Here is a 16,256-nt window from a genome sequence, read left to right on the forward strand (position 1 = left end):
TATCACGAACTAGTAGCAATGCGCAATAGGAGAATAAAAAAGGCTCACTTTCGTGAACCTTTCCAGGTTAATCAAGTTGAATTTCGCGGTCAAAAAGCTGGCGGCTTTCCGCGGTCAGATTGTGGGCGACGAACATGATCGTTTTATCCGTCTTGAGCAAGCGGGCAATAATCTCCCGCGTGGCGGCCTGGTCAATAGCGCTGGTGCCTTCATCGATCAAAAGCAGCTGGCTGTGGTAAAGATAGCTGCGGGCCAGAACGATTTTTTGCCGCTGGCCGCCAGAAACATTGCTGTTTTCTACGGCAACTCTTGTATCAAGCCCGGCCGGCCAAAGATGCAGGTCCTCACTTAAGTTCACCTGGTCTGCTGTTTGGCGGAGCAAGTCTTGATCGCTTAAATCTGGATTGAACATGGTCATGTTTTCGGCAACGCTGCCGGGGAAAAGCTGGGGATCCTGGGGGAGATAGCCGATTTGACTCAAGTTGGGCTGAATGGCCTGCCCCTTCTGGTCCAGATAGTGAATTTCTCCACTGGCTGCCTTGACTTCACCTAAGAGCAGCTTGAAAAAAGTACTTTTCCCCCGGCCGCTGGCGCCGGTCAGCAAAACTTTTTCTCCAGGCTGCAGCTTGATGGCCGGGTAAACCAGGGTGAGGCCGTTAAAGTCAACGGTTAAAGGACTGCTGGCAAAAGCAGCTGGAGCTTGGCCGGTCTCTTTTTTCTCCGGGACAGCTTCTCTTTGCTTAAGCAGGTCTTGCCGCAGCTGGCGGCTGCCGGAAATTTCGCCTAAGTAGTCAGCCGCGTTCTGCAGATTGCCAAAAAAGTCACTGTTAAAAGAAGCAATGCTGCTGAGCAGGCCAAAAGCCGTCCAGTGTTGGATGACCAAAAAGGCGGTCAAGAGCAGGATCAAGCTGCTGCCAAGAGAATATGCCAGCTGATTGAGGTAATCCAAGAGGGCAGAGACGGCGCTTTTGTGCACATGAGCATCTTCTAGCTCCTTGGCGGCCAGGCCGGCTTTTTCCTTAAACCAGGCTAAGGATAGGCAGCGGTGCAAGTCGCCAAGGCCGAGCAGCCAGTCGCCAAGAAGCTTGAGATAGGCCTGGTTCTGCGCGGCCAGTCTTTGATTGGCATGGTTGAGCTGGCGGTCAAGCAGGCGGGGAAGGTAGATCTGCATCAAGGCAAAGATGAGGCAGGCGATGAAGAGGCTCCAGTGAAAACTGAGCAGAGCGCCGCCGGCAGCCAGGACCGTCATGCCGGCCTTAAAGCTGCTGTAAATATTGCGAAGGTAGCTGACAGTTAGCAGGTCTCCTTCCTTAAGCAGCTGGTTTTGCGCCTGGGCTGGATCGTTTGCTTGGCCATCATTGAATATATGCAGGGCAAGCTCTTGCCGGATCTGCTGCAGGTAGCTTTGGATCAGCTTTTCCAGGGCCAGGTTGCCGTAGTAGGTGAGCAGGGCACTGAAGGCCAAGCAGGCCAGCTGCAGGGCCAGCATTTGGGCAAAAAGCACGGGCTGCCGGTTTCTTAAAGCATTGAATTCCAGGGTCAAGGCGTAAGAAGACCCGACCAGCAGCAAGGAGCTTAAAGCCGCGGCCAGGAAGAGCAGGCTGCTTTTGACTGGTTTGCGGAGGTAAAATTCTTTAAAAGTCATACATGCTTCTTTCTAGCTAAGCTGATTTCCCGGTCAAAGCGGGCTTTTTGTTCAGGGCTTAAATTGTGGGCAACGAAGATGACGGTTGCCGGCAATTGGCAAAGAGTCTGCAAGATTTGGTCCTGGCCAGTCCGGTCAACCGCGCTGAGTGACTCATCCAGCAAAAGCAGGGGAAAGTTATGGCTTAAAGTCCGGGCAAGAGCCAGTTTTTGCTTTTGACCGCCGGACAGGGTCAAATCGTCTGAAGTAATCTGGCGCTGGGGATCAAGCTTGAGGCCGACTTCTTCCAGGTAATCTTTTGGATCAGCACTTAGGCCAGGGGTATGCATGGTCACGTTTTCCGCCAAAGTCGCGGGGAACAGGACCAGGTCCTGGGCCAGATAGCCGATTGAGTAAGGATCCGGCTGGAAGGCTTGGCCAGCAGCGTCTTTAAAAACGATCTGGCCTCTTTCAGCTTGTAAATCACCTAAAAGCAGTTTTAGCAGGGTGCTTTTACCACTGCCGCTGTCGCCAGTGATGAGGATTTTTTCACCAGCATGGATGGTCAAATCGGGGTAGGACAGAAGCTGCTTGCTGCGGGTTAGGGAGACCTGGTTAATCTCGATTTGGGCCATCAAGCTGACCGGCTGCAGATTGTCATTTTTCTTGCTTTCCTGCAGGCGGCTAAGCCGCTGGCGCAGGCTTTTGGTCGAGTTCAGATAAGAATAGCTGCCGGCGATGTTTTCCAGGACGGAAAAAATACTGCTGGCGAAATAACCAGCCGCAATGACGCCGCCTAAGGACATTTGTCCTTTAAAGAAGAGGAAGCCGGCGATGAGGGGGATGCTGACTGTGCCTAAGGCGTTGCTAAGGCTTTGCAGGCACTGGATCTGGCTGTTGATCTTGCGGCGGCTGACTTGCCGGTCGGCCAGCTCTTGGCCGGACTTAAGCAAGGCTTTTTGATAAGGGCTTTTGGCAAAATAGCGGCGAAGTTCTGCCAGGCCGGCAGTCCATTGGGCAATAGTCGCTAAAAAGTGCTGGTTGGCAACTGACAATTGATCAGTGGCCTGGTTGCTGTATTTTTCCAATAAGCGGGCAATCGCGAAGGAAGTCACGGTAGTTAAGAGGCTGGCCAGGAGCAGGAGCCAGTGAAAAGACAAGAGGCTGGCGACAACCATAAGCGCGTTGATAACGTCACAGATCAAGTAAAAGAGAACAGTCGCGTAATCGTAAGTCAAGGTGTCAAGGTCTTGGCTAAAGTGGTTGGTCATTTCGGAGACGCCGGCAGGCTGTTGGTAATAGTGGTCAGCCAGTCTGTCTCTGACGCCGTGCAGATACTGCTGGGTCTGCTTGCTGAAGAGGTAGTTGGCCCCGTTGAAAGCCAAGTTCAGTACTAAGGCCAGGGCAAACTGAATCAGAAGCAGGCTACAAAAAATGTTAAAACGGCCGGCGGAAACTTGGTTGACCATTGGCGAGAACAGGTAAGTTGAAGTAACGTCGATGACCTGGGTCATGACCAGCAGGGCAAAGATTATGGCGAAGCGGCCCCGGTTGCTGTTGATTAGTTTACGTAAAGTCATGAGTAAAAATGGTGTAGTCTTTTTCTCCTAAAGGATCTTGGGATATGAGTTGCATAACGGTTTCGGCATCTTTTTTTAGACCTAGTTTTGCTAGAGAGGCTGCTAAGATTTGTTTCATTCTTTTTATACCTAAAACATCGCCCAACTGCCGGTATTCTGATAGAGCATCTATGCTGCCAGATATGGCAAGTGAAAAATCTTCGGTCTTGTAGTCAATATAAGCAGCTGTAGCAAATTCTTCAGCTAAATACTCACTGTTATACGCAGAAGTCAGTTTGATGCTGTTTTTTATGATTTCTTTGGCAAGATCATAGTTTTGCAACTCTAGTTCTAATTGAACTTGATTAATTGAAACTTGACTATAATAACGAACAAGCTCAGAAATCAATGTAGTGTTGGCAGCATCGCTTGTGGTAATACAGCTGCTTAGAATTGTACTGGCACTAAGCAACAGAAGACGGGCGTCTTGCAGATGCTGATAGTGATTATCGGCGGTAGAAATTAGAGCTAGCGCAAGTAAGTTGTCAATAAGAACTAAAGATTCCTCAGTTTGATCTTGAAGAATCATTTTAGAGGTCAAGACTGACATCGTTTTATAAAAATCCTCAGTATTATTAGTACGTTTTAGTTTTAAGACGCACAAGCGATGAAGTATCAGTCTTTGAATTTCAGGTTCCTCTGCTTTATCTAAAGCTAAGTTAAAAATTATTTCTGCTAATCTGGCATCCCTCTCAATACCGCAAAGCGTAGCGAGTTTTACCAAATCGGCTGGGGAATCTATCTGACATAATTCATCTTGCCGGAGTGTGACCACTGAGTGACAAGACGAATAGTAGCCGAGGATCATTACGATAGAATCAATCCAAGTTGCCAGGTCGAAGATATCAATTGTCATGAGCTGGGCTACGATCTCTTCTTCGGTTGGCAAAGTTATCCCAAGCTTTTTGCTGACTTGTTCAATAAAGTAGAATTGTGATGTCGATTTACGCAGCCCGAAGTCCGTTAAGAATTCAGGTGCTTTTAGACTTCTGCTGTGAGCGGGTTTGTTTTGTAAAACTGTTTCTTTTGCGTATTGTATTCTTTCAAACAAAACAGGAGATTCTTGCCATGAAGAATCTCCTGACTTGAAAGAACTTAAAAATGATTCAAATTTCATGCTCTTCCCTTAGTAATTACATTGTGATTCCATGAAAGCACGATATCTGAAAAATAAGAAATCGTGTTGTTGTCTAAATCTTCAATTACTTGTTCCAAATCCATTGTTATCACCTCTTTATCATTTTTTAGTAATTTTAATCCAATTCTATAGCCTGTTCAACCGGTATAAGCAGAAAACATTAACTATTTTCATTACTATTGCTTTTCACTTCTTGCTCATACTTTGTTAATTTCTTATAAGCTTTTTTGCTCCCGCGGTTCAAGTCCTTGTTAAATTTATATTCTTGCCAGTCGCTTATGAAGAGCAGGTCCAGGTTATAACCCTCTGGATAAAGGTCGGCAGCTTTTCGCCGTAATTTCAGCCGCTTAACGGGAACGACATAAAATTGTTTGTTGATAAAAATTTTGGCTAAGGTTCGGTCTGCTTCCAAAGCGTAGAAAATACCCTCTTTTTCCAGATTGCCCGCGTAGACCACGTCTCCTTTGCAAAAATGTGTTTTGACTATTTTGCCAGTGGCTTTTTCTTTCAAAACGACCGTGCTGCTGTTGAGTGGCAATTGACCGGCTAAAACTTTTTGCGCCTGGTCGATAATTTCTTTTGGCATCCCTACTTTTTGAGCGATCCAAAAAGCCCGGCTCTGGCCGACTTGGTCTAAGAGCAGACGGTATGTTGGGGTGAGAGTGTCAGCATTGAAGTCCATTGACGCGGTCCGGTAATTTGGATGCTTAACGGCATAGTCCTTGATCTTACTGTAGTGGGTCGTGGCTAAAACCAAGCATCCCTTAAGTTGCAGGGCTTGCAAGACGGAAATAGCAATAGCAGCTCCCTCATCAGGGTCAGTGCCACTTCCCAGTTCATCGAGCAAAACCAGACTGCGGCTTTGAGCGTGAGTGACAATTTCGGCAATATTGGTCATTTCTGCTGAGAAGGTCGACAGGGAGTTATCTAGGTCCTGTTGGTCACCAATTTGGCTGAAAATTTGCTGGCTGACAGGAATGTCGCAGATTTCCCGGCTAGGCAGATAAAGCCCAATCTCTGTCATCATGATAGCCAGGCCGCAGGTTTTTAAAGTGGCGGTTTTGCCACCGGCATTTGGTCCAGTAATGATCAAGCCGCGAACTGGTGACTCGATTTCCAGGTCAAGTGGAACGGGATTTTTAAGCAGGGGATGCCGCATCCCCCGTAAAAGCAGCTGATTTGTCTGATTTAATCTGGCCCGCTTGCCATTTAGCTCCCGGCTATACCGTGCCCGGGCCATAATTTGATCAATTGCCGCGACGATATCAATGTTACGTAATAGGTCGTGGCTTTCTTCATAGACGGCAGCGGTCAGTTGTCCGAGTATCATCGCTTCAATAGCTTCAATTTGTCCCTTGACAGCAATCTTTTCGCTGCTTAGTTGGTCCAGCTTGCGTGGAAGAATGAAGGCAGTCTGCCCATTGGCCGAATAAGCGATGATTCGTCCAGCGATTGCCTTTTTAAAGCTGCTTTTGACGGGCAGAGTCAAGTGGCCATCTTTTTCTACCAGCCGCTGTTCTTGCAAACTTTGGCTGACTTTCTTGCTTTGCAGCAACTTACCAGCGGCGTCTTTTATTTCCTGGTTCAGTTCCCGTTCTTGTCGCCGCAGCCGCCTCAAGTCGCGGTCAGCGCTGTCGGCAACTTGACCATGTTCTATTGACTGATAAATCTGTTCAACCAGTTTTGGAAAAAGCTGGAGCTCTTCACCATAGGAATTAAGGATTGGAACCAGATCTTTTTCTCTGCACAAAAAGCGTTGCAGCAATTCACAGACCCGGAGATAATCAGCAACTTTTTCCAAATCATCTGCTGATAGAAGGAGTCCCCTCTGAGCGCGATTGATCAATGGCAAAAGGGAATCTGAAGAAACAAACGGCAGCTGCAAGCGCCGCTCTAAGAGCCGCGTACCTTCTTCTGTTTCGTCGAGTAAGTGGACAACGGCTGCCGGCTTGGTCAATGGCTGGGCTTGCAGAAGCAAGTTTTTAGCTTCGTGGGACTTGGCGTAAGACGCTACTTGGGTAAGGACTTGTACAAATTGCAATTGGTCGTTTTCAAAAAATTCAGTCATCTAATTTTCCTTTAATCTGATATGCGTAAAAAAACCGGTCTCCAAAAAAGTTGGAGACCGGTTGATATTATTCTGCTTTAATTAGGCAAAGTTTTCCTGCAGGTCCTTCACGCCGGCATCTGACAGGGTGGTGTAGATTGAGCCCTTAACGCCTTTGAAGGTTTCCAGGCTGAGGTCGATGCTCTTTTCACCATTGCTGCCATCGCTGACTGCCACGCCCAAAAGCTTGTAGGCGGTTGAAGTCGGGTCTGGTGAGAAGTACAGGCGCTTCTTGCCGTCAGTTACTGACTTTTCAGTGTAGAAGTAAACCTTGGCCGGGCTGGACTTGACTGCCAGGTTGAGGTCGCTGGAGTCAACCTTGTTCAAGGTCAGCAATTCGTAGTGCTGAGCCAGGTGACCGCCAACGCTTTGGAAGACAGCCAGGAACTTTTCAGTTGCTTCAGGGTCAACTTCACCGAAGTCGATGTTGTCGTTTTCTTGTACCAATGACAAGATCAACAAGTGCTTAGTATCCTTGTCGTAGTAGACGCTGAAGTTTTCAACGCCGCCTGGCCAAGGAGCCTTGCCCTTTTCATATTGAGTGAAGTAGACGCTTGAGTCGTTCTTGACAACCAGCTTGTTTGCACCGTCAACGGTCTCCAGACTGATGATCGGCATTGGCGGAACATAGCTGTCCTTTTGACGCTGTGCCCACAGCTGGGATTGCTTCTTCTTTTCATTGCGGGAGTTGATGTAGGTACCGACGCAGATGATGATGATTAAAATTAAAAGTATCCAACCCATAGTTGTCTAAACCTCCAGTGTTGGCATTTCTTCCGAGCTGAAAAAATGCTTGATTAATGCTAAGTTAAAATTTATCTGGCTCAAAGCAAAACGCTAAGCCCGCTTATATCTTTTAATTTTACTACAAAATAGCCGTTTGGCAAACCTTGTATAGGCCGCAAAGTTATTTAAATTAAGCGGAGACGGGATTTTTTAAGAAAATAGCAGCTGACCCTTATTAGAAATAAATTAAGTTAGTTTTTAGCATTCTTTGCAATGCTTTCTCTTAAGTAGCCCAGGTACTTTTGCCCGATGGAAGAGAGCTGGTGCAGGCGGTTGGTCAGGTAGCCGATTTCAATGTATTCATCGCTGATCAAAGGCCGGGCGATGATGTCGTCCCCGTTTAAGTCAGCGTTGATGATCCCTGAAGAGATGGTATAGCCGTTTAAGCCGATTGCCAGGTTAAACAGGGTGGCCCGGTCGCTGACAATAATGGATTTTGGTGAGTGCTGGTCAGCCAGGGTTTCTTCCCAGTAATAGAAGGAATTGTGCTGGCCCTGGTCGTAGCTGAGCTTGGGGTAGGGCAAGAGGTCGGCTAAAGAGATAGATTTTTTGCCGGCCAGGGGATGGTTTCTGTATAAAAAGACGTGGGGGCGGGCCTTAAAAAGGGGGGTAAAGCTGAGCTCCTTTTCCTGGAAGCTGTTTTCCATGACCTGGCGGTTGTAGCGGCTGAGGTAGACGATGCCGATCTCGCTGTGGAGGTTGGCCACGTCTTCGATGACTTCATAGGTCCGCATTTCTTTGAGGCTGGCCTGGTAGTCGCTCTGGCCGATTTCTTTTAACAGCTGGACGAAAGCGTCAACGGCGAAAGCATAGTGCTGGGCTGCCACGGAAAAAATCTTTGGCGCGCTGGCCTGGTCACCGTAGCGGCGCTCAAGCAGCTGGACCTGGTCCAGGATCTGCTGGGCGTACTGCATGAACTCCCGGCCATCTTCAGTCAAGCTAACCCCTTTTTTGCCCCGGATCAGGATGGTGATCCCCATTTCTTTTTCCAGCTGCTTGATGGCGCTGGACAGGGTGGGCTGGGCGATGAAAAGCTCTTTGGCTGCCTCGGTCATGTTGCCGAGGGCGACGACTTTTTGCAGATAGAGCAGTTGCTGGATGCGCATGGTTGAACCTCTTGCTTTCTGGAATAAAAATAAACTGGTACTTGTTTTGTCTGATAAATGGCCTTAGAATACGCGTAATAAGTTATGTGCATGACATAAAATCGGAGGCGAATAACGATGGAAGATAAAAAAGTTGCTGACTTACAGGAACTGTTCAAGCTCATGAAGAGAGTCGCGCCTAGAATCACTTATACCATCCTTGAGGACACCCACTCTTTTTACGTGAGATGCCCAACCTCATCTGAGTTTAAGACCTTGATGACCTTTATGGGAGCTATTGGCGGTTACTTTGCCTTTGGCGGTGGTGACCACCGTTACGCGGAAGTGACAATCATCGATTTTGACGAAAACTGGCGGCACCACTCCACGAGGTTTGTCTAGCTGTGCGGGCCAGCTGACCCACTTTTGGATCGGCTGGCTCTTTCTTTTAACCATCCATAGCTTAAATCTATCGATAAGTGATAAAAATAGCTATTTTCAATCATAACGAGATCTGGCTATAATAACAAGCATTAAGAGCAAATTAAAAATACGATTTAAAAACTTCGGAGGTAATTCAGATGTCATTTCCACGTTACGATATTGTCGGCAGTTTCTTGCGTCCAGCAGCATTAAAGGAAGCCCGGGAAAAATTTGCCCGCGGCGAAATCAGCCAGGCCGAGCTTACGGCCGTAGAAGACCAGGAAATCAAAGACCTGGTGCAAAAAGAAGTCGCTGCCGGCTTGAAGGTGGTTTCTGATGGGGAATTCCGCCGCAGCTATTGGCACTTGGATACCTTCTGGGGCTTTGGCGGGGTAGAACACGTGCGGGCTGATCATGGCTACTTCTTCCATGATGAAGAAACCCGGCCAGACGCCGCCAAGTTGGTTGGCAAATTGACTTATGAAGCCGGCCACCCGGACGTAGCAGCTTTTGACTTCCTCAAGCCTTTGGCGGATGCGGCTGGCGTTGAAGCCCGGCAGAGTATCCCTGCCCCAGCTCAGCTCTACTGTGAATTGATCTGCCGCAACGATGAATTGATCGCGGCTACTGATGCCGTTTACCCAGACCGGGCAGAACTGGCCAAGGACGTTTCCAAGGTCTACCGGGAATTGATTTTGGACTTGTACAAGCATGGTGCCCGCGACATCAAGCTGGACGACTGTACTTGGGGCGTCTTGGTCAACGACAGTTTCTGGCATGCTTTTGACGAAGGCCACCTTAAGCGCGAAGAAATCCTGCAGCTTTACAAGGAAATCAATGAAAATGCCTTGGTTGACCTGCCAGAGGATTTGCGGATCACGACCCACATCTGCCGGGGCAACTACGACTCAACTTGGGCTTCAGAAGGTGGCTACGGCCCAGCTGCTCCTTACGTCTTCAAGGAAAAAGGGGTGGACGCCTTCTACCTGGAATTTGACGACGACCGGTCAGGCGACTTCGCTCCTTTGGCTGAAGTGCCGGCTGACAAGGTAGTTGTTTTGGGCCTGGTAACCAGCAAGAAGCCGGAATTGGAAGACCCGGAAGCTTTGAAGGCCCGGATCAAGGAAGCAGGCCAGTACCACCCATTGGCTACTACGGCTCTCAGCACCCAGTGCGGCTTTGCCTCAACTGAAGAAGGCAACCACTTGACTGATGAAGAACAATGGGCCAAGATCAAGCTGGTCATCGACACGGCTAAGGAAGTTTGGCCAGACGCTGAATAATCAATAGGGATGCCTCCTTGCGCGGGGCATCTTTTTGATATTTCCTTTATGCGTATGCTATGGTATCATTTTCTTGTATTCGTATATGTGAATTTCAATTTTTGCTGGAGGAAAAATTAGAATGAGAGCGAGAAAAAGTATCTTAGCAATTTCGGTGAACATGCTGTTGATCGTGGCTGCCTGTTTGCTGATCGACAAATTAGTCCACAGACAGAGCACTTTTTGGGGGATTCTTCCTTTCCTAGCCTTCTATGGGGCCTATGAGTTCCAAATGAGCGAATCCGTACCAAAGAGAGTCCACACAATTGTAAACGTGGTCTTGGGAGTGGCCGCTTTAGCCATTGCCGGCGTGCTCTTATATATCAGTTTCCATAACTAAACAAACAAGATTAGATGCCTCCTTACACGGGGCATCTTTTTGATACTTGGAAAAAGTGTCACATGTCTGATAATTTTTTCAAAAAGTCAGCCGAAGCGCTTTCGCAAAGCTGAATTCTTCTTTATAATAGGACTAGCAAAAAGAGAACATTGAAGAAATGAGGCAACTACTTTGAAGAAATATGCATTTGGTGTTGACATCGGTGGTACCACTGTAAAGATTGGTTTGTTTGAAACCAACGGTGAATTGTCACAAAAGTGGGAAATCCCAACCAGAAAAGAAGGCAACGGGGCCAAGATCCTGCCTGACATCGCGGCTTCTCTGAACGACAAGCTGAAGGAACTGGACATTCCTAAGGAAGAAGTAGCCGGGATCGGCATTGACGTGCCAGGTCCAATCCTGGATGATGAAATCGTCAACCGCTGCGTCAACCTGGGTTGGGGCGTCTTCAACGTGGCTGAAAAGGTCCGCAAGCTGACTGGCCTGGACGAAGTCAAGGTAGCCAACGACGCCAACGCTGCCGCTTTGGGTGAAATGTGGCAAGGCGGCGGTGAAAGCCACCAAAACGTTGTCATGGTTACCCTGGGTACCGGCGTCGGCGGCGGGATCATCTCTGAAGGCAAGATCGTTGCTGGTGCCTTCGGTGCTGCCGGGGAAATCGGCCACCTTTTGGTCAACAAGGATGAAACCCAGCTTTGTGGCTGCGGCAAGAAGGGCCACCTGGAACAATACGTTTCCGCGACTGGTATTGCCCGCAAGGCCAAGGAACTTTTGATGGAAAGCAATGAAGAATCCAGCCTGCGCGAAGTTGAAGAACTTGACGCCAAGGCCGTCTTTGACGCGGCTAAGGAAGGCGACAAGCTGGCTTTGGAAATCGTTGACTTTGTCGGCCAGACCCTGGGCGCGGCTTTGGCTTCCATCTCCTGCGTCTTTGATCCAGAAGTCTACGTTATCGGCGGCGGGGTCTCCAAGGCAGGTCAAATCTTGATCGACACGGTGCAAAAGTACTTCGTTGAAGCAGCCTTCCACGCTTCTGAAGGCACGGAAATTGCCCTGGCCCAACTGGGCAACGATGCCGGCATGTACGGTGCCGTTAAGATGGTTCTGTAAGATAAAGAAGAAAAAATCTTAAAATTCCATAACACGCGAAAAACGAGGCAGGCCTTTCGGCTTGTCTCGTTTTTTGCTTGCTTAAGTTTTATCAAGGGTATATTGCTTAGTATTGAAACCAGAAACAGATTTGCTTTACTTGGACAGGAGGTCAGCAACGTGCTTGCCTGAGTAGAAGCAGTAGCCACCTTCAGTACCTGGCATGTTCGGGCCGTAAGTGTCACCGATCAGCATGCCGGCAGCGTCGTTACCGATAGCGTACAAGCCTTCGATAGCTGCACCTTGTTGGTCAAGAACTTGGTTTTCCAAGTTGACCTTCAAGCCACCCATCGTACAGAAGGCACCGATACCTTGTTCAATAGCGTAGAATGGACCTTCAGCAACTGGAATCATGAAGTCCTTGCTCTTGCCGAAGTCAACGTCTTCGCCCTTGGCTGCCAGTTCGTTGTAACGGTCAACAGTTGCCTTAAGTTCTGGCAGGTTCAGCTTTTCAGCCAGTTCTTCAATGCTGTCAGCCTTGGTCAAGAACTTAGCGTTCCGGCCCAAAGCTTCATCAAGTTCTGCTTGCAGGTGTGGAAGCTTGGTGTCGTGGTAGTCGTAAGTCCCCATTGCCTTGTAGAGACCTTCGTTTTGCAGGTGGTCAATCGTCTTTTGGTCAACGATAGTGTAGAACTTGTTTTGGGTGAAGAGGGCGTTGCCGGCTTCTGAGAAGTTGTCAACAACTTCTTCGTTAACGAAACGTTGACCCTTTTCGTTGACCCAAAGCAGTGATTGCTGGTTGGCTGCACCGTTCATTTCGTCGTAACGGTAGATGTAGCTTGGCTTGTCTGGGTCCTTGATGTAGCCACCAAACAGCATGGCCATGCCCATAGCGTAACGTTGAGCGCCAACGTTCCAAGCCAGTTCCAGGCCGTCACCAGTGTTCTTGCCGGAGTTGCATGGGATCAATTGGTCAGCGTTGTAGTTGGTGTACTTGGCGATCAAGTCCTTGTTGTTCAAGTAGCCGCCAGTTGCCAGGATGACGTTCTTGGCCTTGATGTCGCTAACGGTTTGGTCAGCCAGGTTCTTGACGCGGACGCCGACAACCTTGCCGCCTTCGGTCAAAAGTTCTTCGACTTCGTGTTGAGTAGCGATTTCCCCGCCAAGTTCTTGGAACTTAGGTGCCATAACTTGGTGAATGACAGCTTCACAGCGGCCGTCAAACAAGTGCCAAGTTCTTTCACCGCTGCCCAGTGGTTCAACGTCCAACCACTTAACGCCCAAGTCGTCCAACCATTGGATGATGTCGGCTGAACCGGCGATGTATTGCTTCCAGGTGTTGGTGTCAGCCTTGTAGTGGGAATAGCTCAATTCTTCGTTCAAGGCGTCTTCTTCAGTCAGCTTGTAGTCGTCATGCTTCTTTTGCATGAATGAGTTGACCGCGAAAATACCTTCAACGTGGTTGCCGCTGCCACCGATTGAGTGGCCCTTTTCCAGGATCACCGTGTCCAGGCCGTTGTGGGCTGCTTCATAACCTGCTGCGAAACCGGAAGCCCCGCCGCCGACAATTACCAAATCGTATTGCTTCTTCAAAGTCATCTGTATTTCCTCCTTCATGTTTTCGCTTACATTATAGACTGGCTTTGTAGTAGAATTGTAGGTGTAAATAGGTCACCAGGTGAACATTGAGGTACGGGTAAATGGATTTGAACCAATTGCAGATGTTTGTAAAAGTCGCCCAGGCAGGCAGCTTCGACCGCGTGGCAGAGGAGAATTACGTCAGTCAGCGGGCGGTTTCCCGCTTGATCAAGCGGCTGGAGGAGGAACTGGGGATGCAGCTTTTTTCCCGGGGCAGCAACCGGATCAAGCTCACCCCAGCCGGTGAATATTTTGCTAAAGAAGTGGAAGACTATTTGACCAGGTTTTCAGATATGGTGACTCTGGCCCAGAAGATCGGCCAGGAAGAGGTCAGCCACTTGAATATTGGCTTTTTCTCAGCTTTTGACGGGGTCTTGCTGCGTGAGCAGGTCTTGAATTACCAGAAAAAAGGCAAGGATGAGATCAAGTTCAATATCGTCGAGGAATCGGTGGAGCATATCTTGTCTGACCTGGCTTTGAAAAAGCTGGACTGCGGCTTCATCAACAACTATGGCCGCTACACCAAGCTCAACCGCCGCCTTTACGACTTTATCGATGTCTATCAAGGGGAGATGATGCTGGCGCTCAGCCGGCAGAACCCTTTGGCTAAAAAGCCTTATCTTGAGGAAAAAGATCTCGTGGGCAAGGACCTGCTTTACTACAGCAGTGAAAATTCCCAGTACATGCAGGATACTTTTTTGGCGACGTTGGGCAGCGATGTCGGCCAATACCAGATTAAGCGGGTCGCGTCTTTGGAAAACCTGCTTTTGGCTTGCTCCTTGGACCAGGGCCTGGCCTATCTGCCTAAGGACCTGCTGGACAAGTTCAGCCAGCCGGATGACAGCCTTGTCTTCAAGAGATTTCACTCGGCCCGGATCAGCCAGAACTATACTATGCAATTAGTCTTCAGAGCTGATGACCAGTCTCCGGCTTTGAAAAAGTTTACTGCCAGCATCGTCGCTGACCGGGAGAAAAAATAGGAGAGAACCAGAGCCAATGTCATTAAGTTAAGGGATTGACAACAAGAAAGAACCGTATTATCCAAAATTTGGGTAGTACGGTTCTTTTGACTTTTGTAGGATTCGGAATAAAAATAAACGTGGAAGTGTCATTAGCACTCCCACGTTTTTCGTAAACAGTAGAAATATATTGAAAGCTGTGTAAACTATGAAATCTCAATCTCTACCTGTAAATATTTTAGCTCTACTTGATTCTATTATCAATGAAGCGGTATCCAAAATTTCGGAATTTACCACCAAACCAACTGCTTTTAGCAGACACCGTGTGATTGACGTTTCTAAGCTGATTATGTTGATCATCAATATGCAGTCCGAGAGCATTCAGAAGGAGCTGTTCAAGAACATATCGCTTTCTGGCTGTAGTATTACAGCTTCCGCTTTTGTACAAGCCAAAGCTAAGCTTAAACCTGACATATTCAGATACATTTTTGACCAGCTTAATATGAATCTTACGAGTCTAAAACTATACAATGATGAATATAGACTGTTTGCCATTGACGGCTCAGACTTTAATCAAGTATGGAATCCTAAATCTGAAAATATCGTCCGTTTTGAAGGCGCCAATCGCAAACCTTACTGCCAGGTTCATCTTAATGCCCTGTACGATCTTGAAAATAAGATCTATCAAGATTGTGTGATTCAACCTAAGAACAGGATGGATGAACGAAAGGCAGCCGTTGAGATGCTTTCTAGGCTTGATTGCGGAAAATATATCGTCTTGATGGATCGCGGATATCTATCCTTCAATATGATTCAGCACTGCAACGTAAACAAAGACTGCTACTACGTGATAAGGTCAAAAACGGGTTTCACTGCGATCAAGGAAATCAGCCAGCTGCCCGATGAAGAATATGACGGTATCCTTGACTGCTGGGTAACTACATCTAACCATTTCTATACCCAAAACAAAGATCATCTCAATATACATCTGGTAAACCATGTAAATCATCAGTACAAGAAGTTCAAATCCAAGAATAGTAAGGACAACAGCTGGGACTTTAAACAGTTTTGTCATGTGAGATTCCGTGTATGCAAGTTCAGAATCAACCCTGATGATGCTCCGAATAAGGAGCAGTGGGAAGTCCTGGTAACTAATCTTGACGCAGATAAGTTTCCGCTCGACAGAATGAAAGAACTATACAATTTACGCTGGGGAATTGAGAAGTCTTTCAAGACACTTAAGTACGATGACTGCGGAATCCAGTTCCATTCCAAGAAAGACGAGTTTGTAAAGATGGAGCTGTATGCCCATCTGATTGCCTACAATGTGATAATGACCATGGTGAACCAGGCTTATGCTCCGCATCCTAAGTCAAAATCTGACAGCCCATACCAGATAAACCTATCCATGGCGTTCTTTTTAGCACATTATTTACTAGGTGCTGGATGGCTAAAGAAGAATTATGAGGAGTTACTGTATATGATTTCGATGTATATCGGGATGATTAGGCCAAACCGAAGTTACAATCGAAATATACATCCAAGAAGTGCAGTAGTTTTCAATTACCGGCTCTAATTTTGTAAGGTTTGCATAGCTTTCAAGTCCTACTAAGGACTATTTTGTCATGCGTAGAAACAAAAAAACTTGTTCAAGGATCACACCAAAACGGCGTGATATTGAACAAGTTTTTATTTAGAACCGATCTATGGTCAATGTCAATCCCTTAACTTAATGACATTGAACCAGAGCTATGGTTCTCTCCTGTTTCGTTTGTAGTTTATGCTTTTTTCTGTTTAAGGTAGATATTAAATCCAATAATCAGCAAGGAATAGATAATAAAAATTATCGAAAATAGGTGCTGCCACTTAAGCAACAGTAGGGCGACCAAAATGATCGCTAAAACGATATCGGCCGTTCTTAGGTTGGGGAAGTAGGACAAAATTGGCAGAACTATCAGTAAAATTGCCTCTACGATAACCAAAAACTTGATAAATGTATCGCCAGGTTCTGTAAGGTTTGGAAAACTTGGTACCGCCTCGATCAATAAGAAAAGTGAGCAAGCAAGGCCACATAACAAAAGTAGCAAGTTGAGTGCTTTTTGGGTTGATCTTTTCATATGAGCACC

Annotated in this window: 14 protein-coding genes; 6 read left to right on the forward strand and 8 right to left on the reverse strand. The window is 47.4% G+C overall.

Annotated features, from left to right (window positions below; translation table 11 throughout):
- Positions 1-67: 67 nt before the first annotated feature.
- From ACYVUU_RS00515 to ACYVUU_RS00540, 6 genes are all read right to left on the reverse strand, one after another.
- Positions 68-1,645, reverse strand: coding sequence for an ATP-binding cassette domain-containing protein (locus ACYVUU_RS00515; protein WP_439775218.1), 1,578 nt, complete (start codon positions 1,643-1,645; stop codon positions 68-70).
- Positions 1,642-3,204, reverse strand: coding sequence for an ATP-binding cassette domain-containing protein (locus ACYVUU_RS00520; RefSeq protein WP_484499313.1), 1,563 nt, complete (start codon positions 3,202-3,204; stop codon positions 1,642-1,644). Before ACYVUU_RS00520 ends, ACYVUU_RS00515 begins: the two co-directional genes overlap by 4 nt.
- The gene (locus ACYVUU_RS00525) at positions 3,191-4,360 is read right to left on the reverse strand and encodes a hypothetical protein (RefSeq protein WP_484499312.1); all 1,170 of its coding nucleotides are present in this window, start codon (positions 4,358-4,360) and stop codon (positions 3,191-3,193) included. The genes ACYVUU_RS00520 and ACYVUU_RS00525 overlap by 14 nt, the downstream gene beginning before the upstream one ends.
- A gap of 181 nt (positions 4,361-4,541) precedes the next feature.
- A complete protein-coding gene (locus ACYVUU_RS00530; protein ID WP_484499624.1) occupies positions 4,542-6,449 on the reverse strand; it encodes an endonuclease MutS2 in 1,908 nt (635 codons plus the stop codon).
- A gap of 81 nt (positions 6,450-6,530) precedes the next feature.
- Positions 6,531-7,232, reverse strand: a complete 702-nt coding sequence (locus tag ACYVUU_RS00535; RefSeq protein WP_484499625.1) for a hypothetical protein — start codon at positions 7,230-7,232, stop codon at positions 6,531-6,533.
- A gap of 233 nt (positions 7,233-7,465) precedes the next feature.
- Positions 7,466-8,380 carry a LysR family transcriptional regulator gene (locus ACYVUU_RS00540; protein ID WP_439775098.1) on the reverse strand — a complete coding sequence of 305 codons (915 nt, stop codon included), beginning with the start codon at positions 8,378-8,380 and terminating at the stop codon, positions 7,466-7,468.
- 117 nt (positions 8,381-8,497) lie between these two features.
- Between ACYVUU_RS00540 and ACYVUU_RS00545 the strand changes: the two genes are divergently transcribed.
- From ACYVUU_RS00545 to ACYVUU_RS00560, 4 genes are all read left to right on the forward strand, one after another.
- Positions 8,498-8,761 carry a hypothetical protein gene (locus ACYVUU_RS00545; protein ID WP_484499626.1) on the forward strand — a complete coding sequence of 88 codons (264 nt, stop codon included), beginning with the start codon at positions 8,498-8,500 and terminating at the stop codon, positions 8,759-8,761.
- A 179-nt stretch (positions 8,762-8,940) separates the two neighbouring features.
- The gene (locus ACYVUU_RS00550; protein ID WP_484499627.1) at positions 8,941-10,065 is read left to right on the forward strand and encodes a 5-methyltetrahydropteroyltriglutamate--homocysteine S-methyltransferase; all 1,125 of its coding nucleotides are present in this window, start codon (positions 8,941-8,943) and stop codon (positions 10,063-10,065) included.
- A 121-nt stretch (positions 10,066-10,186) separates the two neighbouring features.
- The gene (locus ACYVUU_RS00555) at positions 10,187-10,444 is read left to right on the forward strand and encodes a hypothetical protein (protein WP_484499628.1); all 258 of its coding nucleotides are present in this window, start codon (positions 10,187-10,189) and stop codon (positions 10,442-10,444) included.
- A 171-nt stretch (positions 10,445-10,615) separates the two neighbouring features.
- Positions 10,616-11,554 (forward strand): ROK family glucokinase, encoded by a 939-nt coding sequence (locus ACYVUU_RS00560; protein ID WP_484499629.1) that lies wholly within the window; start codon positions 10,616-10,618, stop codon positions 11,552-11,554.
- Between the two features lie 135 nt (positions 11,555-11,689).
- On the opposite strand, the gene vprA is transcribed toward ACYVUU_RS00560, so the two are convergent.
- Positions 11,690-13,132 (reverse strand): vinyl phenol reductase, encoded by a 1,443-nt coding sequence (gene vprA / locus ACYVUU_RS00565; RefSeq protein ID WP_439775095.1) that lies wholly within the window; start codon positions 13,130-13,132, stop codon positions 11,690-11,692.
- Positions 13,133-13,233: 101 nt separating this feature from the next.
- On the opposite strand from vprA, the gene ACYVUU_RS00570 reads away from it, so the two are divergent.
- Both ACYVUU_RS00570 and ACYVUU_RS00575 read left to right on the forward strand, forming a co-directional pair.
- Complete coding sequence (locus ACYVUU_RS00570) at positions 13,234-14,151, forward strand: LysR family transcriptional regulator (RefSeq protein ID WP_484499631.1); 918 nt, start codon at positions 13,234-13,236, stop codon at positions 14,149-14,151.
- 187 nt (positions 14,152-14,338) lie between these two features.
- Positions 14,339-15,706 (forward strand): IS4 family transposase, encoded by a 1,368-nt coding sequence (locus tag ACYVUU_RS00575; protein WP_484499632.1) that lies wholly within the window; start codon positions 14,339-14,341, stop codon positions 15,704-15,706.
- A gap of 202 nt (positions 15,707-15,908) precedes the next feature.
- On the opposite strand, the gene ACYVUU_RS00580 is transcribed toward ACYVUU_RS00575, so the two are convergent.
- The gene (locus ACYVUU_RS00580; protein ID WP_484499633.1) at positions 15,909-16,247 is read right to left on the reverse strand and encodes a hypothetical protein; all 339 of its coding nucleotides are present in this window, start codon (positions 16,245-16,247) and stop codon (positions 15,909-15,911) included.
- Positions 16,248-16,256: the final 9 nt, after the last annotated feature.

The sequence above is a fragment of the Lactobacillus sp. WILCCON 0058 genome, from assembly GCF_057198005.1.